Below are 21,238 nucleotides of genomic sequence, written 5' to 3' on the forward strand. Positions count from 1 at the left end.
GCGTACGGGTCTGCGGAGCGCGTACGGGTCAGCGGGGCGCGTAGACCTTCTCGGCCCACGTGGCGATCTGGATGTCGGTCAGATGCTGGGCGAGATCGGCCTCGCTGATCATCCCGACCAGACGCTTGTCCTCGATCACCGGGAGCCGGCGGATCTGATGGGTCTGCATCTCCATCAGGACCTCGTCCACGTCCGCGTCCGAGTCGACCCAGCGGGGTGTGCCCCGGGCCATCTCACCCGCCGTGATCTTCGCCGGGTCATGGCCCTTCGCCACACAGCCGACGACGATGTCACGGTCGGTGAGTATGCCGGTCAGCCGCTCGTCGGAGTCGGCTATGGGCAGCGCGCCCACATTCAGATCCCGCATCATCTGTGCGGCGCGGTCGAGCGTCTCGTGCGCGGGGATCCACTGGGCCCCCGCGTGCATCATGTCCTTGGCAGTGGTCATGGGTTTCGTGCCTCCTGTGTGCCGTCCACCCCGAGCCAGAACCATCATCGTGCAGCCGTTCGGGTGACGCGACCGGTGGCACCCGAACGGGTGGCTGAGCCCTGAACCCGGGCCGGCGCCGGGCCCGGGCCGCCGACCGGCACCGGACCGCCTGCCGCACCGGGCCGGACCGTCTGCCGCACCGCATCGGGCCGGTCGCCTGCCGCACCGCATCGGGCCGCCGGTCCCGGGGGACCGACGGCCCGCGCGCGTCAGCCGGTGCGCGGCTTCGCGCCGCGCGCCTTCAGCAGGTCCGCCATCAGGTTCAGCTCCGACTGCTGCGCCGCGGCCATGCCCTCGGCGAGGTCCTTCTCCGTGCCGACCGCGCACATCTCGGCGCAGCCCTTGGCCATCGACACGCCGCCCTTGTGGTGGTCGGTCATCAGCTGGAGATACAGGATCTCGGCCTGCTTGCCACGGGCCTGGCGGAGCCGCTCCAGCTCCGTCTTCGTGGCCATGCCCGGCATCAGCGAGCCGTCGCGGGCCTCATGCTCCGCGTGCCCGTGATCCATCGCGGCGCCGTCGTCCGAGCCCATGTCCATCGGCATCCGCATCCAGGCCATCGGCTCCTGGTCCGCCTCGGCCTTCGGCAGCCCCCACAGGTCCAGCCTGCCCAGCAGCATCCCGCGCTGGTTCGCCTGGGTGTTGGCGATGTCGTACGCCAGCCGGCGCACCTCCTCGTCGTCCGTGCTGTCCCGGACGATGAAGGACATCTCCACCGCCTGCTGGTGGTGGACCGCCATGTCACGGGCGAAGCCCGCGTCCGCCGAGTCCGCCGACGGGGTACGGGGCGCGCCCGGCCCGTCGTCACGCCCGGCCGAGGCCACCGTGGCCGTACCGGCGAAGAGCAGCGCCAGCACGACCGCGGTGATCGCCGCCCACTGGGTGCGCGTCACCGAGCTCACTGCGCGCCCTGTCCGCCCGTGCAGGCAGCGCCCGGCTCAGGGGTCTGCGAGCCCTGTACGTACTTCGTGAGGAACTGTTCCACCCGCGGGTCCGCCGCGGTGTCCACCGAGACCTGCTTGCCCCACGCGCTCAGCATGATCGCGCCGGACTGGTCCTTCACCGGGCTCATCAGCGTGTACGGGGTCTTCTCGACCTTCTCGGAGAGCGTCTTCACATCGGCGTCGGCGGCCTTGTCGCTGTACGTGACCCAGACCGCGCCGTGCTCCAGCGAGTGCACCGCGCTCACGTCCGGTATCGCGTCCTTGTAGACGTCACCGTCGCAGTTCATCCAGACCTGGCTGTGGTCACCGCCCACCGGCGGCTTCATCGGGTACTTCACAGCCTCGGTCACATGGTTGCGGCCGAGCTTCTTGGCATCCCAGGACTTCTCGCCCTTGACGGGCGCCTTGGCCGCCGCCTGCTGCTCTTCCTTCTTGTCGGACTCCTTGTTGAGGATGAAGGCGCCGAAGCCGACGAGGGCCGCCACCACGACGGCGCTCACCGTGATCGTGATGAGGCGGTTGCGCCGCTCGCGGGCCTGCTCGGCGCGGCGCATCTGCTCGATGCGGGCCTTGCGCTCGGCGGACTGGGACTTGGAAGCCATGATGTATGTCCTTCTGCGATAACTACGGAACGCGGATACCTGCGGAACGGAGATCAGGAGATACGGGAACCCGGTGCGGGTGCGGGCCCGGCTACGTCCGCAGTACTTGAAGGACGTGGAGGTCCGGCGCGCGGGCGAGCGCTCCGGAGCGGGGCACCTGGCCGGTGGGGTGCGGCGGTTCGAGGTGCTGGAGCTGTACGCCGCCGGTGAGTGGGGCGGCCGGCGGCGGTACGGTGAGCACGGCCGGGCTCAGATGCGGGAAGAACCCGCAGTCGCCGTTGTCGTACGGACAGCTGAACCGGTCCTCGGCCCTGACCTGCTCGGCCCTGACCTGCTCGGCCCTGACCTGCTCGGCCCGGACGTGCTCGGCCCTGACCTGCTCGGCCCTGACGTGCTGGACGTGCGGGGCCCGGCTGCCGGCGGCGGTGGCCCCGGCGGCCGAATCGGGCCGATGATGAGCGTCGGCGGGACCGGGTCCTGGCCCCAGACAGATGAAGAGCGCGGCGAACAGCGTCGCCACGGCACTCACCAGTGCCGTGGGACGCGTGATGCGTGTGCGACGCGGTCCCCCCATGGGCGCAAATCGTAGTGCGTACTCCCCGCCGCGCAGCAGTGAGGAGCCGCTTCCGCGGCCGGATCCCGCCCCTGGACGGCGCCGATGTGGTACGAACCGGGCACGGTGCGGCCCTGGCGCGGTGAAGGACCCGGTCGGCCGCCGCGACCGTGCGGACTCCGTCGCCACCCGCGCCTGACCCGGTCGCGGCCCGCGCCGGACCCCGTGGCCACCCGCGACGGTACGGACCCGGGCCCGGCGCGGTACAAAGAGGCATGGCCCACCCTCCCCAGCCGACGCCCCCGCAGCAGGGCCCCGCCGACGTCGACGCGGTGACCCACGCGGTGCTGACCGCGTCCCGGCTGCTGGTGGCGGTATCCACCCGCTCCCTCGCCGCCGTCGCGGACCGGGTCACCCTGCCGCAGTTCCGGCTGCTGATGGTCCTCGCCACCCACGGCGACGCCAAGCTGGTGGAGCTCGCCGAGCGGCTGGGCGTGAACCCCTCCACCGCCATGCGCATGCTGGACCGGCTGATCGCCGCCGGCCTGGCGACCCGGCAGAGCAATCCGGACAACCGCCGCGAGACGATGTTGCGGCTGACCCCGGAGGGCGACAGGCTGGTCGAGGACGTCTCGGCGGCGCGCCATCGCGAGATCTCGGCGATCGTCGAACGGCTGACCCCCGAGCAGCGCTCGGCCCTGGTGGGCGCCCTGACCGCCTTCACCGAGGCGGGCGGGGAGCCGGTGGTTCCGGATGACGATTCGGAGCCGTACCCTCTGGGCTGGTCGGACACTCACGCCCGGCACGGCAACGGCTGACGGGACCGGACCGGGGCTCCACCGGGCGCCATCCATCAGCACCATGGATTGCGATCACCTGTTACATGGGCACCAGACGTACAGGCACTATGGACAGAGACCCGTACACGCGCACGACGCGGGACGTTGGACGGGGGTTCGCAACGCGCCGGAAATCGTGTGGTGGGATGCTCGTGTGCCGCAACGTGCCCCGCGGCAGGGGAGCAGGTGGCCTGACCAGCAAGGATGGGTGGAAATGGATAAGCAGCAGGAATTCGTGCTCCGTACGCTCGAGGAGCGCGACATCCGCTTCGTGCGCCTGTGGTTCACCGATGTGCTCGGCTTCCTGAAGTCGGTCGCCGTCGCGCCCGCCGAGCTGGAGCAGGCCTTCGACGAGGGCATGGGTTTCGACGGCTCCGCGATCGAGGGCTTCGCCCGGGTGTACGAATCCGACATGATCGCCAAGCCCGACCCGGGCACCTTCCAGATCCTGCCCTGGCGCGCGGAGGCCCCCGGCACGGCCCGGATGTTCTGCGACATCCTGATGCCCGACGGCTCGCCGTCCTACGCGGACCCGCGCTATGTCCTCAAGCGCATGCTCGCCAAGACCTCGGATCTCGGCTTCACCTTCTACACCCACCCCGAGATCGAGTTCTTCCTGCTGAAGAGCAAGCCCGTCGACGGCACCCGCCCGACCCCCGCCGACAGCTCCGGCTACTTCGACCACACCCCGCAGAACGTCGGCATGGACTTCCGGCGCCAGGCGATCACGATGCTGGAATCCATGGGCATCTCGGTGGAGTTCAGCCACCACGAGGGCGCCCCCGGCCAGCAGGAGATCGATCTGCGGTACGCGGACGCGCTGTCCACCGCGGACAACATCATGACGTTCCGCCTAGTCATGAAGCAGGTTGCGCTGGAGCAGGGCGTGCAGGCGACCTTCATGCCCAAGCCGTTCTCGGAGTACCCGGGCTCGGGCATGCACACCCACCTCTCGCTCTTCGAGGGCGACCGCAACGCCTTCTACGAGTCGGGCGCGGAGTACCAGCTCTCCAAGGTCGGCCGCTCCTTCATCGCCGGCCTGCTCAAGCACGCCGCCGAGATCTCGGCCGTCACCAACCAGTGGGTCAACTCCTACAAGCGCATCTGGGGCGGCTCCACCCGCACCGCGGGCTCGGGCGGCGAAGCCCCCTCGTACATCTGCTGGGGCCACAACAACCGCTCCGCGCTGATCCGCGTCCCGATGTACAAGCCCGGCAAGACCGGCTCGGCCCGTGTCGAGGTCCGCTCCATCGACTCCGGCGCCAACCCCTATCTCACGTACGCGGTGCTGCTCGCCGCGGGCCTCAAGGGCATCGAGGAGGGCTACGAACTCCCGGCGGGCGCCGACGACGACGTCTGGGCCCTCTCCGACGCCGAACGCCGCGCGATGGGCATCGAGCCCCTCCCGCAGAACCTCGGCGAGGCGATCTCCCTGATGGAGCGCAGCGAACTGGTCGCCGAAACGCTCGGCGAGCACGTCTTCGACTTCTTCCTGCGCAACAAGAAGCAGGAATGGGAGGAATACCGCTCGGAGGTAACCGCCTTCGAACTCCGCAAGAACCTCCCGGTCCTGTAGCCGCGGGTCAGCGGGGTTTCCTTGCCTGATTGACGCGTCGGGCCCGCGCCATCACGGTGCGGGCCCGACATCGTCGGGCCGAACGGGCGCGGGTTCAGCCGACGCGCAGGCCGCCGTCGACATAGAGATCGATCGCGTTGATCCCCCCGTTGTGGAGGAGGAAGTCGGCGGCGTGGGTGATCTCCGCCATCGTGACCAATCGTCCGATGGGTGTGCGAGCGAGGTGCGGGTGGTCCGGCACATCCCGCCAACGCGGGCTGTCACCCACGACTCCGGGGTGCAGGGCATTGACGCGGACCGGAGCCAGTTCGAGCGCCAGCGTCCGCGTCAGCCCCGTGACAGCGGCATTCGCCGCGCTGACGATCGTAGATCCCGGGTAGGGGCGTTCCTTGGCCAGACCGCCGAACAGAACGACCGAAGCGCCGGGACGGAAGCGTTCCTTGAGGACTCTCACGGTCTCGGTGTAGCCGACCAACTTGATGGTGGCCGAACGTGCGGCGCTCTCCACGCTGAACGCCGCGAGGCTGTTCAGGCTGGGCTCGGCGACCGTGATCACCAGATGGTCCACGCCGCCAAGGCCACGCAGGGCGTCTTCGATGGTGTCGGGACGGGAGAGATCCACACCGATTCCACTTACGGTGTCACCGATCTGTGTGGCCACTTCCTCAGCTCGCGCTCCGTCCCGGCTGCCGATCACGACGTCTTCGCCACGTGCGGCGAAGCACTCAGCCATGTGCCGTCCCAGTCCGCTGCTGCCACCGATGATTACTGACGTGGTCATTCGAGTCCCTTCGTCTTGAGAGCCCTGCCTCACGCCTCGCGCCGTCGGTATCCCACAAGCCTTCACAGAGGCGTAGCGGGTTTCCTTCCTGATCGCCCGGAGCCGCCTCCACACGAGTGCATTGCGCAAGCCTGTCGGAGACCCCGGCCGGCCACGCGACGGCTTGCCGTACATGCCCGCCAGATGACCGACAGGAGCCGGCCCGACGCCCGGCGTGGGCTCTGCCAGGACCGCCCGCTGTACCGGCCCCTCGTACGTGCCGCCCACGGTCACCGAGGTGCGGATACTCCCTCGGCTGCCTGTGCCCTCTCCCGTATGGCACGCAGCATGGCTGTAAGAACGGGGCCGTCGGGGGAGGGTTGCTGGGCGCTGATCTCCTGGTATCCCCATGCCTCGTACAGCGCCTTCACCTTGCCGTCCCCGGCGAGCGGGTTGACCAGGAGGGAGACCTGTTCCTCGGGACGGGCGGCGAGGAGTTCGTCGTGTATACGCCGGGCGGTGCCGGTGCCACGCCAGGGCACGCGCAGCATGATCTCCTTCAGCGCCACGGTGGGCAGGCCGGTGCACCGGGGCGGCAGAGGTGTGGTCATCCGCCGCCACCAGCGGTCGTCGGGCTGAAGGGTGTTGATGTAGGCGTAGCCGACCGGCTCGGCGCCGTCGAAGCCGACAACGGCCTCCCAGCCGGGCTCCGACGCATGCCTGGCCAGGCGCTCGCCGTAGCGTTCCACGGAGTAGTGCGCCAGGTGCAGCTTGTCCGCGCGAACCTCTGCGTAGACCTCGATGAGGGTGTCCCAGACCTGGTCGATGTCGATGGCGTGGCGCAGCTCGATGCTGTCCGGTGTCATGGGGGTTCCTCCAGGTCCTGGCCGGGCCGGCGTCCGTGGGGTGCCGGCCCGGGGGGTCAGGGGGTGCGTTGGGTGAGGGGGGTGGGGGTCTCTTGGACTGTCCAGGTGTTGCCGTCCGGGTCCGGGAAGGAGAAGAAGGAGTTCCACGGGCCGCCGGGGCCCTCCGCCCAGTCGTTGCCCTCGATGTGGCTGACCGGGCCCGCCTCGACGCCGCGTGCGACGACTTCGGCGCGGGCCGCGGTGATGTCCAGGACGCAGAGCTGCATGCCGTGGTACGTGCCGGGCCGGGGCTCCTGTTTGTCCTTGTCCGGGGAGGACATCCCCGAGCCGATGACGATCGAGCAGCCGGAGCCGGGCGGGGTCAGCTGGATGATGCGGACCGTGTCGCCCATCCGCGTGTCGTGGTCGACCGTGAAGCCGAGCTGCTCCGCGTAGAAGGCCTTGGCCCGGTCGAGGTCGGTGACCGGGATGACGACGGCTTCCAGGGTCCAGTCCATGGGTGTTCCTCCATCAGGGTGGTGGGCGGGACGCGGGGGTCAGAACTGCCAGCGGGTCTGGCTGTACGGGGCCTTGCCGAAGCCGAAGGCCGTACGGGGAGCGACCTGGAAGACCAGCGCCACATTGCCGTGCTCGCCCGCGAACGATCCGTCCCGTACGTCGAAGTGCCAGTCCGGCCCGTACTTCGCCTCCCACGCCGTCGCGAGCGCGGTCAGCCGCGCCTCGTCGGTCACCCGGACCGCCGCGCCCTCCACCACCAGGTCACAGCCTCCGCGCAGGGCGTTCGCGCCGGTGGTGAGGACCACTTCCTGGTTCTGGGCGAGGTTCATGGTCTTGCGCTCGGCGGCGCCGGTGCAGAAGTGCAACGCGCCGTCCCACCAGACGGCCAGCAGCGGCGTGACATGCGGGCGGCCCTCGGGCCGTACGGTCGTCAGCCAGAAGACCTCGGCCTCGGTGAGGCGGGCGACCGCCTCGGACCAGTCGGTGGCCGTGGCCGCCGGATCGCCGTAGCGGGCGTCCAGCTCGGTGCGGGGTTCCTTCACGGGCATGGTGCGGTCCTCTCACGTGCCGGACCGGGCGGAGGCCCGGCTTCCTGGATGTATGGACCGGGCGCGCGGCCAGGACTCATCGGTCCGCGCCGACCGGACGGGGCGTAGGTCCTACGCGGACCGCCCTCCGCCGCGACCTGCGGCTAGGTTCTGTCTGACACATAGCGCCGTCCGCCCGGAGGGCGGGGCTCGCGGGGTCTGGTGCGTGCAATCGCAAGGCGGAGGATCGTCCTCGTACTGGACGTACTTGGATGACTCCGACAACGCGGCGAGTGTGCGTGCCAGGCGCCGTGAGCCAGGCGGGATGTGTCAGACAGGGCCTAGGCTCGATTCCTGAGCTTGACCGGACGGACGGGTACGCGGACAGGAGACGCCACGATGACGCTGCCGGGACGCAGGAGCAGTACGTTCACCCGTCTGCTGCGGCACGGCTTCACCGATCCGTCCGCCGCCGAGCGGCTGCTCGACGCCCCCGAGATGTCGCCCATACGGTCCGATCCGCTGCTGCTCGACGCGCTCGGCGCGACCGCCGATCCCGATCTCGCCCTGCGTGGCCTCGTCCGGCTCGCCGAGGCGGCGCACCCCGACGAGCGGCGGGTGCTGCTGGACACCCTGGTCACCGCGAAGCCGCTGCGGGACCGGCTGCTCGGCGTGCTCGGCGCGTCCGAGGCACTCGGTGACCATCTGGCCAGGCACCCCGCCGACTGGCATGTCCTGGTCACGTACGAGTCGGCCGATCTGCACCCCGGCGTCGAGGAGTTCGAACACGGCCTCGCCGACGCCAACGACCCCGTCTCGCTGCGGATCGGCTACCGCCGCTGTCTGCTGGCCATAGCGGCCAGGGACGTCTGCGGTACGACCGATGTCGCCCAGACCGCCGCCGAACTCGCCGACCTCGCGACCGCGACCCTGCGCGCCGCCCTCGCCATCGCCAAGGCCGCCGCGCCCGAGGACGCCGCGGCGTGCCGGCTCGCGGTCATCGCGATGGGCAAGTGCGGCGGCCATGAGCTGAACTATGTCTCCGACGTGGATGTGATCTTCGTCGGGGAAGCGGCGAACGGGACGGACGAGGGCCCCGACGAGGGCAAGGCCCTTCAGGCGGCGACCCGTCTCGCGTCCCATCTGATGCGGATCTGCTCCGAGTCCAACATGGAGGGGACGATCTGGCCCGTCGACGCGAACCTGCGGCCCGAAGGACGCAACGGACCGCTCGTACGGACGCTGAGCAGCCATCTCGCGTACTACCAGCGCTGGGCCAAGACCTGGGAGTTCCAGGCGCTGCTCAAGGCCCGGGTGGTGGCCGGCGACCCGGCGCTCGGCGCGGAGTACATCGACGCCGTGTCACCGCTGGTGTGGCAGGCCGCCGAGCGCGACCACTTCGTACCCGACGTACAGAACATGCGCCGCCGGGTCGTCGACAACATCCCCGCGGGGCAGGCGGAGCGCGAGCTCAAGCTCGGTCCGGGTGGGCTGCGGGACGTCGAATTCGCCGTACAGCTGCTCCAGTTGGTCCACGGCCGCAACAATGTCACCCTGCGTAGCGGTTCGACGCTCGATGCGCTCGCCGCGCTGGCGGCGGGCGGCTATGTGGGGCGGGCGGACGCCAGGCAGCTCGACGAGGCCTACCGCTTCCTGCGCGCCATGGAGCACCGCATCCAGCTCTACCGGCTGCGCCGGACGCATCTGGTGCCGGAGGACGAGGCCGATCTGCGCCGCCTCGGGCGCTCGCTCGGGCTGCGCAACGACCCGGTCGCCGAGCTGAACAGGGCGTGGCGACGGCATGCCTCCGTGGTGCGGCGGCTGCACGAGAAGCTCTTCTACCGGCCGCTGCTCGACGCGGTCGCCCAGCTGGCGCCCGGCGAGATCCGGCTCAGCCCGAGGGCGGCGGGGCAGCGCCTCGAAGCGCTCGGATACGCCGACCCGGCCGCCGCGCTGCGGCATCTGGAGGCGCTGGCGTCCGGGGTGAGCCGCAAGGCGGCGATCCAGCGGACGCTGCTGCCGGTGCTGCTGGGCTGGTTCGCGGACTCCGCCGATCCGGACGCCGGGCTGCTCGGCTTCCGCAGGGTGTCGGACGCGCTCGGCAAGACGCCGTGGTATCTGCGGCTGCTGCGGGACGAGGGGGCCGCGGCCGAGAATCTGGCGCGGGTGCTGTCGGCCGGCCGGCTCGCCCCCGATCTGCTGCTGCGCGCGCCGGAGGCGGTGTCGATCCTCGGGGATCCCAACGGGCTGCTGCCGCGCGGCCGTGACCTGCTGGAGCAGGAGGTGCTCGCGGCGGTCGGGCGCGCGGACACCGCGGAGGGCGCGGTCACCTCGGCGCGCGGGGTGCGCAGGCGCGAGCTGTTCCGTACGGCGGCCGAGGACATCATCGGCTCGTACGGTACGGAGGACAGCCCGGCCGAGGAGGACCACGGGGCGCTGGTCGACCGGGTCGGGAACGCGGTCACCGATCTGAACGCGGCGACGCTCGCGGGCGCGCTGCGTGCCGTCGTACGGGAAGGCTGGGGCGACACCCTGCCCACCCGGTTCGCGGTCATCGGCATGGGCCGCTTCGGCGGTCATGAGCTGAGCTACGGCTCCGACGCGGATGTGCTCTTCGTGCACGAGCCGCGCGAGGGCGTCAGCGAGCACGAGGCGGCGCGCGCCGCGAACGCGGTGGTCGCCGACATGCGACGGCTGCTCCAAGTCCCCACCTCGGATCCCCCGTTGCTGATCGACGCGGATCTGCGGCCGGAGGGCAAGAGCGGCCCGATGGTGCGCACGCTCGCCTCCTACGCGGCGTACTACCGGCGCTGGTCGCTGGTCTGGGAGAGCCAGGCGCTGCTGCGCGCCGAGCCGATGGCCGGCGACGCGGATCTCGGCCGCCGCTTCATCGAGCTGGTCGACCCGCTGCGGTATCCGGCGGAGGGGCTCGGCGAGGACGCGGTACGGGAGATCCGCCGGCTCAAGGCGCGGATGGAGACGGAACGGCTGCCGCGGGGCGCCGACCCGACGCTCCACACCAAGCTGGGCCGGGGCGGCCTCTCCGACGTCGAGTGGACGGTCCAGCTGCTGCAGATGCGGCACGGCTGGGCGGAACCGGGCCTGCGCACCACGCGCACCCGCGAGGCCCTCGCGGCCGCCCAGGCGGCGGGCCTGCTCTCGACGGAGGACGCGCAGATCCTGGACGAGGCGTGGGTCCTGGCGACCCGGGTCCGCAACGGCGTGATGCTGGTCCGTGGCAGGCCCGGCGACACGTTCCCTTCGGACGGCAGGGAACTGGGCGCGATGGGCCGCTACCTCGGGTACGGGTCGGGACCGGAGCAGCGGCAGCCGCAGAGCGGATACAGCGGCAACATGATCGACGACTACCGGCGCACCACCCGCAGGGCCCGCGCGGTGGTGGAGGAGCTGTTCTACGGCGCGGTGTGAGTGGCGGCCGTCGACGCGCCCGGAGCGGACGCGCCCTGAGCGGATACGCCCGAAGCCGACGCGTCCAGGTCCGACGCGTCCAGGTCCGACGCGTCCCGGGGAGACGCGTCCCCCGCCGTCAGCCGCCGGCGGCCGCGCCACTGGGGCCGGTCGTTCTCCGGCCTGCGGGGGAGCCGGTAGGGCAGCGCGCCGTACCAGGCGTACGAGAGGGCGAAGCCGAACGCGAGACAGAGCATCCCGCCCACCGCGTCCAGCCAGAAGTGGTTGGCGGTGGAGACGATCACGAGCAGGGTGAGCGCCGGATAGAGCAGGCCGAGGATCTTCGCCCAGGGCGCCGAGGCGAGCGCGAAGACGGTCAGACCGCACCACAGCGACCAGCCGATGTGCATCGACGGCATCGCGGCGTACTGGTTCGACATGTTCTTGAGGTTGCCCGACGCCATCGAGCCCCAGGTCTCGTGGAGCGCGACCGTGTCGATGAAGTGCTGCCCCTTCATCAGGCGCGGGGGAGCCAGCGGATACAGGTAGTAACCGAGCAGCGCGACGACCGTGGTGGCGAAGAGCGCCAGGCGAGCGGCGGCGTAGCGGCCCGGATGGCGGCGGAAGAGCCAGATCAGCACGGCGATCGTGATGATGAAGTGCAGCGTCGCGTAGTAGTAGTTCATGGCCACGATCAGCCACGTCACCGAATTCATGGCGTGATTGACGGACTGTTCGACCGCGATGCCGAGGGTCTGTTCCGCCTGCCAGATCCAGTCGGCGTTCCGCAGGGCCTTGGCGCGCTGCTCCGGCACCGCGTTGCGGATGAGGGAGTACGTCCAGTAACTCACCGCGATCAGCAGGATCTCGAACCAGATGCGCGGCCGACGGGGTGCCCGCAGCCGCCGCAGCCGCGGCCGCGTACGGTCGTCGGCCCCGGACGCCGCCTCGGACGTCGCCACGACGCTCGCGCCGATGGGTGATGGGGTAGCCGTCCGGCCTTCCTCTGTCTTCACGGTCGAGTCACCCATAGTGAGAGAGTCTGCCAGATTCGCACCCACCGACCGATCATCCCCCGGTCGGGTTCCCGGCGCATTCGCTACGCCTCAGGGACGAGCGCGTGACCCTGTTGCCGGGAGCGGGCCGGGGGCCGGAGCGGAAGCGGTTGAACCGCGAACCACCAGCTCGGGCATGAAGACGAATTCGCTGTGCGGCGCAGGCGTGCCGCCGATTTCCTCAAGGAGCGTACGGACCGCGGCCTGCCCCATCGAGGGCACCGGCTTGCGGATCGTCGTCAGCGGGGGATCGGTGAACGCTATGAGCGGGGAGTCGTCGAAACCGACGACCGACAGGTCCCTGGGCACCTCCAGACCGAGTCGCCGCGCCGCCCGGATCGCGCCGAGCGCCATCATGTCGCTCGCGCACACCACCGCCGTACAACCGCGTTCTATCAGCGCGGAGGCGGCGGCCTGACCACCCTCCAGGGTGAACAGCGACTGCTGGATCAGATGGTCCGTCTCCTCGGAGGTCAGCCCCAGCAGCTCCTGGACGGTGGCGCTGAAGCCCTCGATCTTGCGGAGCACCGGTACGAAGCGCCTGGGGCCGACGGCGAGCCCGATCCGCTGATGGCCCAGCGAGACGAGATGGGTCACGGCGAGCCGCATGGCGGCCCGGTCGTCCGGCGAGATGAAGGGCGCCTGCACCTTCGGTGAGAAACCGTCCACCAGCACGAAGGGCACGCCCTGGGTGCGCAGCTTGTCGTACCGCCGCATATCGGCGGAGGTGTCGGCGTGCAGCCCGGAGACGAAGATGATGCCGGAGACGTCCCGCTCGACGAGCATCTCCGTCAGCTCGTCCTCGGTGGAGCCGCCGGGGGTCTGGGTCGCCAGCACCGGGGTGTAGCCCTGCCGGGTCAGCGCCTGGCCGATGACCTGCGCCAGCGCCGGGAAGATGGGGTTCTCCAGCTCCGGGGTGATCAGGCCGACCAGTCCCGCGCTGCGGCGGCGCAGCCGTACGGGACGTTCGTATCCGAGGACGTCGAGCGCGGCGAGTACGGATTCGCGGGTGGCCGCGGCAACCCCGGGCTTGCCGTTCAGAACGCGGCTGACCGTCGCTTCGCTGACCCCCGCCTGGGATGCGATGTCGGCAAGCCGTGCGGTCATGTGAGTGGACTGTACCGGGCGTCTGTCGGATTGCCCACCGGGCACGGAATCCGGCCACGGCAGCAAGTTCTTGCAAGATCTTGCGAAACGTTCCCGCAGGCGTCATGACGGCTTCTCAGGAACCCGCCGACCTGCACGGACCGCCCCTGACAGGTGGTGTGGCTCCCCGTCAAGAGTGTGACGTGCAACCGACAGGACACATGCCGGTAACGATCAGTGGCCCTTGCAGAAAAATTCCGCAAGGTCTTTCGGCCTTCTTTCATCGCTGTTACGTTCACCTCCGACCCGGCGCCGCGACGGAGCGGTACGGCAGTTGAAGGAGTTCGGATGCGACGTGGCATAACGGCCACCGCCCTGGCCGCGACCTTGGCGCTCGCGGCGACCGCCTGCGGCAGTGACGATGAGTCAAGCAGCGGCAAGAGCTCGGGCGGCGAGCTCTCGGGAACGGTCACCTGGTGGGACACCTCGACCGTCGGCAGCGAGGACAAGGTCTTCAAGAAGCTCGCCGAGGGCTTCGAGAAGAAGCACCCGAAGGTCGACGTCAAGTATGTGAACGTGCCCTTCGGCGACGCCCAGAACAAGTTCAAGAACGCCGCGCAGTCCGGCTCCGGCGCCCCCGACGTGATCCGCTCCGAGGTCGCCTGGACCCCCGAGTTCGCCGATCTCGGCTACCTCGCGCCGCTGGACGGCACCCCGGCGCTCAAGAACGACAAGGACTTCCTGGCCCAGGCCGCCGCGTCCACCAAGTACAACGGCAAGACCTACGCCGCGCCGCAGGTCATCGACTCCATGGGCATCTTCTACAACAAGAAGATCTTCAAGGACGCCGGCGTCGAGGTCCCCACGACCGTCGACGAGCTGAAGACCGTATCGAAGACGATCAAGGACAAGACCGGGAAGACCGGTCTGTATCTGCGCGGTGACGACGCCTACTGGTTCCTGTCGTTCCTGTACGGCGAGGGCGGCAACCTCGTCGACGCCGGCAGTAAGACCGTCACCGTCGACAACGCCGCGGGCGTCAAGGCCATGACCGTCGTCAAGGACCTCGTCGACTCGGGCGCCGCCAAGACCGACGCCACCGACGGCTGGGAGAACATGCAGTCGTCGTTCAAGGACGGCAAGGTCGCGATGATCATCAACGGTCCGTGGGCGGTCGCCGACACCTACGGCGGCCCGCAGTTCAAGGACAAGGCCAACCTGGGCATCGCCCCCGTACCGGCCGGCTCCGCGGGCCAGGGCGCACCGCAGGGCGGCCACAACCTCGCCGTCTACGCGGGCTCCAAGAACCTCGACGCCTCCTACGCGTTCACCGAGTACATGACCTCCGCGGAGAGCCAGGCCCAGGTCGCGAAAGACCTGAACCTGCTCCCGACCCGTACCTCCGTCTACTCCCAGCCGGGCGTCGCGGACAACGAGATCGTCGGCTTCTTCAAGCCTGTGGTCGACAAGGCCGTCGAGCGTCCCTGGATCCCGGAGACCGGCAGCCTGTTCGCGCCGCTGGTGACCGAGTACACCAAGGTCCTCACCGGCCAGACCACGCCGGAGAAGGGCGCCCAGTCCACCGGCGACTCGTACCGCAAGCTGCTCAAGGGCTGGAAGTAACAGGAAGGCAGGCCGGCTGATGGCTGTCCACACCAGCCAGTCGGTGGCGAAGGCCGCGGGCGACGACCTCGCCCGCGGCCGCAGCCGCGGCTCTGGCAACCCACCCGGCAGGCTCCGGCGGGGCATGTCGACCCACTGGTACGCCTGGACCATGGTCGCCCCCGTGGTGGCCGTGATCGGCGTGATCATCGGGTATCCGCTGGTCCGCGGCGTCTATCTGTCGCTCACCGACGCCAATGAGCGCAATGTCGAGCGCAACATCGGCGTCAACCACCTGCCCGCCACGTACGAGTTCGTCGGGCTCGACAACTACGCCGACGCGCTGACGGGCGGTCAGTTCCTGTCCACCCTCGGCTGGACGCTGGTGTGGACGGTCTCCTGCGTCAGCGTCACCTTCGCCCTGGGCCTGGCCCTGGCGAACATCCTCAACCGCCGGATCGCCGGCCGCTCCTTCTACCGGATGCTGCTGATCCTGCCCTGGGCCGTACCGGGCTTCGTCTCCGTCTTCGCCTGGCGCTTCCTCTACAACGAGGACCGCGGCTTCCTCAACAAGATCCTGGCCGGCGGCGGAATCGACGCCGTGCCCTGGCTCAACGACCCCACCTGGGCCAAATTCTCGGTCATCGCCGTGAACGTCTGGCTCGGGGTGCCGTTCATGATGGTCGCGCTGCTCGGCGGACTCCAGTCCATCCCCGGGGAGATGTACGAGGCAGCCGAGATGGACGGCGCCAACGCCTGGCAGCGCTTCTGCCACATCACCATGCCGGGGCTGCGCGCGGTCAGTACGACGGTGATCCTGCTCTCCACCATCTGGACGTTCAACATGTTCCCGGTGATCTTCCTGCTGACCCGCGGCGGACCCGGCGAGGCCACCCAGATCCTGGTCACCCAGGCGTACAAGTTCTCCTTCGAGATCAGCCCGCGCGACTTCGCGCAGTCCTCCACCTGGGGCGTGCTGATCCTGGTCCTCCTGATGCTCTTCGCCGCGGTCTACCGGCGAGTCCTCCGTAAGCAGGGAGATACGTGGTGACCCTCGCCGAACCCCGCCCCGCGTCCCCCGCGGCGGCCGGCACCCCGCGCCGCGGCCGCCGTTCACCGCTGGCCTCGGTCGCGCTGCACACCACCCTCGTCGTGGCGTCCGTGATAGCGGTCTTCCCGGTGCTGTGGGTCTTCCTGACCTCGCTCAAGCCGCCGAGCTACGCGACCACCACGGACTTCTTCAAAGAGACGACGTTCAGCAACTACACCAACCTGCTGCGCGACACCCCGTTCCTCACCTGGTTCGGCAACTCGCTGCTCATCGCGGCCCTCACCACGGTGCTCGGGGTCTTCGTGGCCGCCACCACCGGCTACGCCGTCAGCCGCTTCCGCTTCCCCGGCAAGCGCGGTCTGATGTGGACCCTGCTCATCACCCAGATGTTCCCGGTCGCCGTCCTCATCGTGCCGATCTACAACATCATGGCGGGCCTGGGACTGCTCAACAATTCGGCCGGCCTGGTGATCACCTACCTCACCATCGCCGTGCCGTTCTGCGCCTGGATGATGAAGGGCTTCTTCGACACCATCCCCCAGGAGATCGACGAATCCGGCATGGTGGACGGTCTGACCCCGTTCGGCACCTTCTTCCGGCTGATCCTGCCGCTCGCCAAGCCGGGGCTCGCGGTGACCGCGTTCTACTCCTTCATCACCGCCTGGGGCGAAGTGGCCTACGCCTCCGCCTTCATGGTCGGCGACGAGAACCTCACCCTCGCCGGCGGCCTGCAGAAGTTCGTCAACCAGTACGGCGCCCAGTGGGGACCGATGACCGCCGCGTCCGTGCTCATCGCCATCCCTGCCGCGCTCGTCTTCCTCTTCGCCCAGCGCCACCTCGTCACCGGCATGTCCGCCGGCGCCGTCAAGGGCTGACCGGCCTTACCCGTACCTCGTACCACCGCATTCTTTCGACGGCGGCGCAGGGCTCAGCACGCCCGGCGCCGCTCCCGCCCCCAGACACTCCAGGGACGACATGACCCAGCACCTCGCTGCCCCCCTCACCGGCACGTCCGTCGACGCCCCGGGCCACCGCTCGGGCTGGTGGCAGGACGCGGTGATCTACCAGGTCTATCCACGCAGCTTCGCCGACGGGAACGGCGACGGAATGGGCGATCTCGACGGGGTACGCCGCCGGCTTCCGTACCTCAGAGAGCTCGGCGTCGACGCCGTCTGGCTCAGCCCCTTCTACGCCTCCCCCCAGGCCGACGCGGGGTACGACGTCGCCGACTACCGGGCCATCGACCCGATGTTCGGCACCCTGCTGGACGCCGACGCGCTGATCCGTGACGCGCACGAGCTGGACCTGCGCGTCATCGTCGACCTCGTGCCCAACCACTCGTCCGAGGAGCACGAGTGGTTCAAGCGCGCGCTGCGGGAGGGGCCGGGGTCCGCGCTGCGCGAGCGCTACCACTTCCGCCCCGGCAAGGGAGCCGACGGCGAACTCCCGCCCAATGACTGGGAGTCCATCTTCGGCGGCCCCGCCTGGACCAGGACCTGTGACCCGGACGGCGCCCCCGGCGACTGGTATCTGCACCTCTTCGCCCCCGAACAGCCCGACTTCAACTGGGACCACCCGGCCGTCGCCGACGAGTTCCGCTCGATCCTGCGCTTCTGGCTGGACATGGGCGTCGACGGCTTCCGCGTCGACGTGGCCCACGGACTGGTCAAGGCCCCGGGACTGCCCGACATCGGCGACGCAGGACAGCTCAGGCTCCTCGGCAACGGTGTCATGCCGTTCTTCGACCAGGACGGCGTGCACGAGATCTACCGCAGCTGGCGCACCATCCTCGACGAGTACCCCGGCGACCGGATCGCCGTCGCCGAGGCCTGGACCCCGACCGTCGAGCGCACCGCGAACTACGTACGCCCCGACGAGCTGCACCAGGCCTTCAACTTCCAGTATCTGAGCACCTCGTGGGACGGCCCCGCGCTGCGCGAGGTCATCGAGGTCTCGCTCGCCGCGATGCGTCCCGTCGGCGCCCCCGCCACCTGGGTGCTCTCCAACCACGACGTGACCCGGCACGCCACCCGGTTCGCGGGACCGCCCGGAGCCGGCACCCAGACCCGGGAGCCCGGCGACCGGGAGCTCGGACTGCGCCGGGCCCGTGCGGCGACCCTGCTGATGCTGGCCCTGCCGGGCTCCGCGTACCTCTACCAGGGCGAGGAACTCGGGCTGCCCGATGTCACCGATCTGCCCGACGAGGCCAGGCAGGACCCGTCGTACTTCCGGGCGGACGGCCAGGACGGCTTCCGTGACGGGTGCCGGGTGCCCATCCCCTGGACACGCGAGGGCAGTTCGTACGGCTTCGGCAGCGGATCCAGCTGGCTTCCGCAGCCGGAGAGCTGGTCCGGACTCAGCGTCGAGGCGCAGACCGGCGACCCGCACTCCACCCTGGAGCTGTACCGGTCGGCGCTGGCGGCCCGCCGGGAGCACCCGGGCCTGGGCGCGGGCACCGAGGTCGAGTGGCTGGACGCGCCGGAGGGTGTGCTGATCCTCGCGCGCCCCGGTTTCGTCTGCACGGTCAATACGACGGACACGGCGGTACGGGTCGCGGTGCCCGGCACCCTGCTGCTGGCGAGCGGTCCGGTGACGGCCGACGGCGCCGGCGTCGAGCTGCCCGCGGACACCACGGCGTGGTGGACGGTGTGACCGTCCTCCTGCCGCAGGGCGGCGGCGGACCGAGGCTCTCGGACATCGCCGGCCAGGCGTCGGTCAGCGAAGCGACCGTCAGCCGCGTCCTGAACGGCAGGCCGGGCGTCGCGGACACCACGCGTCAGCGGGTGCTCGCGGCGCTCGACACCCTCGGCCAGGAACGCCCTGGCCGGCCGAGGCAGCGCACCGAGGGACTGATCGGGCTGGTGACGCCCGAGCTCACCAACCCGGTCTTCCCGGCCTTCGCCCAGGCCGTCGAGCAGGTCCTGGCCGGGCACGGCTACACCCCGGTGCTCTGCACCCAGCTGCCGGGCGGCGCCACCGAGGACGAGCTGGTCGAGCAGCTCGTGGATCGGGGCGTCGGTGGCATCGTCTTCCTGTCCGGGCTGCACGCCGACACCTCGGCGGACCCGGCACGCTACGCCGCGCTCGCCGCGCGCGGGGTGCCGTACGTCCTGATCAACGGCTACAACGAGCGGGTCAGCGCGCCGTTCGTCTCGGCCGACGACCACGCGGCGGTACGGATGGCCGTCAGCCATCTCGCCGAGCTGGGACACCGGCGGATCGGGCTGGCGATCGGGCCGCAGCGTTACGTGCCCTCCCGGCGCAAGCGCGAGGGCTTCCTCGACGCGGCCGTCGGGCTGCTGGGGCTGGCGTGGAGCGAGGCCGAAGAACTGGTGTGCTCCACGCTGTTCAGCGTCGAGGGCGGGCAGGTCGCGGCGGGCACCCTGCTCGGCCGCGGCTGCACCGGCGTCGTCTGCGGCAGCGATCTGATGGCGCTCGGCGTGGTACGGGCGGCCCGGGAGCGCGGACTCGACGTGCCGCGCGATCTCTCGGTCGTGGGATACGACGACTCGCAGCTGATCGCCTTCACCGACCCTCCGCTCACCACGGTCCGCCAGCCGGTCCGCGCGATGGCCGCGGCGGCCGTCGGCGCGCTGCTGGAGGAGATCGCGGGCAGTCCCGTCCAGCGCACCGAGTACGTCTTCCAGCCCGAGCTGGTCGTACGCGGCTCCACCGCGGGGTCGCCCAGGTTCCGCCAGCCCGCGTCCCGCCAGCCCACGTCCCGCGCGCACACGTCCCACCCCACCGACCATTTCCGCAGCACCAGAGAAACAAAAGGCACCACCAGCACCAACGGCACCACCCGCAAGGGGCCTTGAGGGCAGCACACGCCACGCGAGGCCGCACCATCGTCACCCGCACCTCCCCCCACCAGTGCAGGAGGAACCATGGCTCGCAGATCCCTGGCCGTCGCGCTCGCCCTTGTGGCCGGCGCCACCGCCCTCGTGGTCCCCGCCGGGACCGCCCAGGCGGCCCCGCCCGGCAGCAAGGACGTCACCGCCGTACTGTTCGAGTGGAAATTCGCCTCCATAGCCAAGGCGTGCACGGACACCCTCGGCCCGGCCGGCTACGGCTACGTACAGGTCTCGCCGCCCCAGGAGCACATCCAGGGCGGCCAGTGGTGGACCTCGTACCAGCCCGTCAGCTACAAGATCGCCGGCCGCCTCGGGGACCGCGCCGCCTTCTCCAGCATGGTGAACACCTGCCACGCCGCAGGCGTCAAGGTCGTCGCCGACAGCGTCATCAACCACATGTCGGCCGGTGACGGCACCGGTACGGGCGGCTCCTCGTACACCAAGTACAACTACCCGGGCATCTACTCCGGCGCCGACATGGACGACTGCCGGTCGCAGATCAGCAACTACGGCGACCGCGGCAACGTGCAGAACTGCGAACTGGTCGGTCTCGCCGACCTGGACACGGGCGAGGAGTACGTACGCGGCCGCATCGCCACGTATCTGAACGACCTGCTCTCGCTCGGGGTCGACGGCTTCCGGATCGACGGCGCCAAGCACATGCCGGCCGCCGATCTCGCCAACATCAAGAGCCGGCTGTCCAACCCCGGCGCGTACTGGAAGCAGGAGGTCATCTTCGGCGCGGGCGAGGCCGTCTCGCCCACCGAGTACCTCGGCACCGGAGACGTCCAGGAATTCCGCTACGCCCGGGACCTCAAGCGGGTCTTCAACAACGAGAACCTCGCCTATCTCAACAACTACGGCGAGGGCTGGGGCTACATGCAGTCCGGCAAGTCCGCCGTCTTCGTCGACAACCACGACACCGAGCGCGGCGGCGACACCCTCAGCTACAAGGACGGCGCGAACTACACGCTCGCCAATGTGTTCATGCTGGCCTGGCCGTACGGATCGCCGGATGTGCACTCCGGCTACGAGTACACCGACCATGACGCCGGACCGCCCAACGGTGGCACGGTCAACGCCTGCTACAGCGACGGCTGGAAGTGCCAGCACGCCTGGCGCGAGATCTCGTCCATGGTCGGCTTCCGCAACACCACCCGCGGTGAGGCCGTCACCAACTGGTGGGACAACGGCGGCGACCAGATCGCCTTCGGCCGGGGCTCCAAGGGCTATGTGGCCATCAACCACGAGGGCTCCGCGCTGACCCGTACCTTCCAGACCTCGCTGCCCGGCGGCACCTACTGCGATGTGCAGAACGCCAGGACCGTGACCGTGAACGGCTCGGGACAGTTCACGGCGACGCTCGGCGCGAACACGGCGGTGGCCCTGCACACGGGCGCCCGCTCCTGCTGACCCCACCCCCCCGAATCCACCCCCCCCGAATTCCACCCCCCCGAATTCCGGCCGCCCGGCGACGTCCTGACCGTCGCCGGGCGGCCCCCTACCCCTGCCTCCGAGGAGACCCGC

17 protein-coding genes and 2 pseudogenes are annotated in these 21,238 nt (G+C 70.0%); 9 read left to right on the plus strand and 10 right to left on the minus strand.

The window, feature by feature from the left end; genetic code table 11:
- Positions 1–28: 28 nt before the first annotated feature.
- The 4 genes from ACZ6MZ_RS26745 to ACZ6MZ_RS26760 form a co-directional block, all read right to left on the minus strand.
- Complete coding sequence (locus ACZ6MZ_RS26745) at positions 29–448, minus strand: CBS domain-containing protein (RefSeq protein WP_384188592.1); 420 nt, start codon at positions 446–448, stop codon at positions 29–31.
- A 251-nt stretch (positions 449–699) separates the two neighbouring features.
- Entirely contained in the window at positions 700–1,383 is a 684-nt protein-coding gene (locus ACZ6MZ_RS26750; RefSeq protein WP_469354844.1) for a DUF305 domain-containing protein, read from the minus strand.
- A gap of 5 nt (positions 1,384–1,388) precedes the next feature.
- Positions 1,389–2,036: a DUF3105 domain-containing protein gene (locus ACZ6MZ_RS26755; RefSeq protein ID WP_389788293.1), complete on the minus strand. Its 648-nt coding sequence runs from the start codon at positions 2,034–2,036 to the stop codon at positions 1,389–1,391.
- Positions 2,037–2,127: 91 nt separating this feature from the next.
- Positions 2,128–2,610: a hypothetical protein gene (locus ACZ6MZ_RS26760; RefSeq protein ID WP_389788291.1), complete on the minus strand. Its 483-nt coding sequence runs from the start codon at positions 2,608–2,610 to the stop codon at positions 2,128–2,130.
- 254 nt (positions 2,611–2,864) lie between these two features.
- Here ACZ6MZ_RS26760 and ACZ6MZ_RS26765 point away from each other — a divergent pair, with 254 nt between their 5' ends.
- Together ACZ6MZ_RS26765 and glnA are read left to right on the plus strand one after the other, a co-directional pair.
- On the plus strand, positions 2,865–3,407 hold the full coding sequence (locus ACZ6MZ_RS26765; protein ID WP_386877901.1) for a MarR family winged helix-turn-helix transcriptional regulator: 543 nt from the start codon (positions 2,865–2,867) through the stop codon (positions 3,405–3,407).
- Positions 3,408–3,642: 235 nt separating this feature from the next.
- Positions 3,643–5,004, plus strand: a complete 1,362-nt coding sequence (glnA, locus tag ACZ6MZ_RS26770) for a type I glutamate--ammonia ligase (RefSeq protein WP_384188601.1) — start codon at positions 3,643–3,645, stop codon at positions 5,002–5,004.
- A 94-nt stretch (positions 5,005–5,098) separates the two neighbouring features.
- On the opposite strand, the gene ACZ6MZ_RS26775 is transcribed toward glnA, so the two are convergent.
- From ACZ6MZ_RS26775 to ACZ6MZ_RS26790, 4 genes are all read right to left on the minus strand, one after another.
- Complete coding sequence (locus ACZ6MZ_RS26775) at positions 5,099–5,785, minus strand: SDR family NAD(P)-dependent oxidoreductase (RefSeq protein WP_469354847.1); 687 nt, start codon at positions 5,783–5,785, stop codon at positions 5,099–5,101.
- Positions 5,786–6,054: 269 nt separating this feature from the next.
- Positions 6,055–6,630: a GNAT family N-acetyltransferase gene (locus ACZ6MZ_RS26780; RefSeq protein ID WP_469354849.1), complete on the minus strand. Its 576-nt coding sequence runs from the start codon at positions 6,628–6,630 to the stop codon at positions 6,055–6,057.
- A gap of 56 nt (positions 6,631–6,686) precedes the next feature.
- Positions 6,687–7,127, minus strand: coding sequence for a VOC family protein (locus ACZ6MZ_RS26785; protein ID WP_389788275.1), 441 nt, complete (start codon positions 7,125–7,127; stop codon positions 6,687–6,689).
- 39 nt (positions 7,128–7,166) lie between these two features.
- Positions 7,167–7,676, minus strand: coding sequence for a pyridoxamine 5'-phosphate oxidase family protein (locus ACZ6MZ_RS26790; RefSeq protein WP_469354850.1), 510 nt, complete (start codon positions 7,674–7,676; stop codon positions 7,167–7,169).
- 378 nt (positions 7,677–8,054) lie between these two features.
- Here ACZ6MZ_RS26790 and ACZ6MZ_RS26795 point away from each other — a divergent pair, with 378 nt between their 5' ends.
- Positions 8,055–11,084, plus strand: coding sequence for a bifunctional [glutamine synthetase] adenylyltransferase/[glutamine synthetase]-adenylyl-L-tyrosine phosphorylase (locus ACZ6MZ_RS26795; protein WP_389788270.1), 3,030 nt, complete (start codon positions 8,055–8,057; stop codon positions 11,082–11,084).
- Here the strand turns inward: ACZ6MZ_RS26795 and ACZ6MZ_RS26800 are convergent.
- Complete coding sequence (locus ACZ6MZ_RS26800; RefSeq protein ID WP_389788267.1) at positions 11,069–12,094, minus strand: phosphatase PAP2 family protein; 1,026 nt, start codon at positions 12,092–12,094, stop codon at positions 11,069–11,071. The genes ACZ6MZ_RS26795 and ACZ6MZ_RS26800 overlap by 16 nt on opposite strands.
- 75 nt (positions 12,095–12,169) lie before the next feature.
- The gene (locus ACZ6MZ_RS26805) at positions 12,170–13,225 is read right to left on the minus strand and encodes a LacI family DNA-binding transcriptional regulator (RefSeq protein ID WP_469354852.1); all 1,056 of its coding nucleotides are present in this window, start codon (positions 13,223–13,225) and stop codon (positions 12,170–12,172) included.
- 327 nt (positions 13,226–13,552) lie between these two features.
- On the opposite strand from ACZ6MZ_RS26805, the gene ACZ6MZ_RS26810 reads away from it, so the two are divergent.
- The 6 genes and pseudogenes from ACZ6MZ_RS26810 to ACZ6MZ_RS26835 form a co-directional block, all read left to right on the plus strand.
- Positions 13,553–14,827: an extracellular solute-binding protein gene (locus ACZ6MZ_RS26810; protein WP_389788263.1), complete on the plus strand. Its 1,275-nt coding sequence runs from the start codon at positions 13,553–13,555 to the stop codon at positions 14,825–14,827.
- A 19-nt stretch (positions 14,828–14,846) separates the two neighbouring features.
- Positions 14,847–15,857, plus strand: a complete 1,011-nt coding sequence (locus ACZ6MZ_RS26815) for a carbohydrate ABC transporter permease (protein WP_384188617.1) — start codon at positions 14,847–14,849, stop codon at positions 15,855–15,857.
- The gene (locus tag ACZ6MZ_RS26820; RefSeq protein ID WP_469354855.1) at positions 15,854–16,732 is read left to right on the plus strand and encodes a sugar ABC transporter permease; all 879 of its coding nucleotides are present in this window, start codon (positions 15,854–15,856) and stop codon (positions 16,730–16,732) included. The genes ACZ6MZ_RS26815 and ACZ6MZ_RS26820 overlap by 4 nt, the downstream gene beginning before the upstream one ends.
- A gap of 100 nt (positions 16,733–16,832) precedes the next feature.
- Positions 16,833–18,509, plus strand: coding sequence for a glycoside hydrolase family 13 protein (locus tag ACZ6MZ_RS26825; protein ID WP_469354857.1), 1,677 nt, complete (start codon positions 16,833–16,835; stop codon positions 18,507–18,509).
- A pseudogene (locus ACZ6MZ_RS26830) lies at positions 18,494–19,534 on the plus strand (LacI family DNA-binding transcriptional regulator); the annotation flags it as partial. The gene ACZ6MZ_RS26825 and the pseudogene ACZ6MZ_RS26830, both read left to right, overlap by 16 nt.
- Before the next feature lie 210 nt (positions 19,535–19,744).
- A pseudogene (locus ACZ6MZ_RS26835) lies at positions 19,745–21,121 on the plus strand (alpha-amylase); the annotation flags it as partial.
- Positions 21,122–21,238: the final 117 nt, after the last annotated feature.

The sequence above is a fragment of the Streptomyces sp. NPDC042201 genome, from assembly GCF_055582185.1.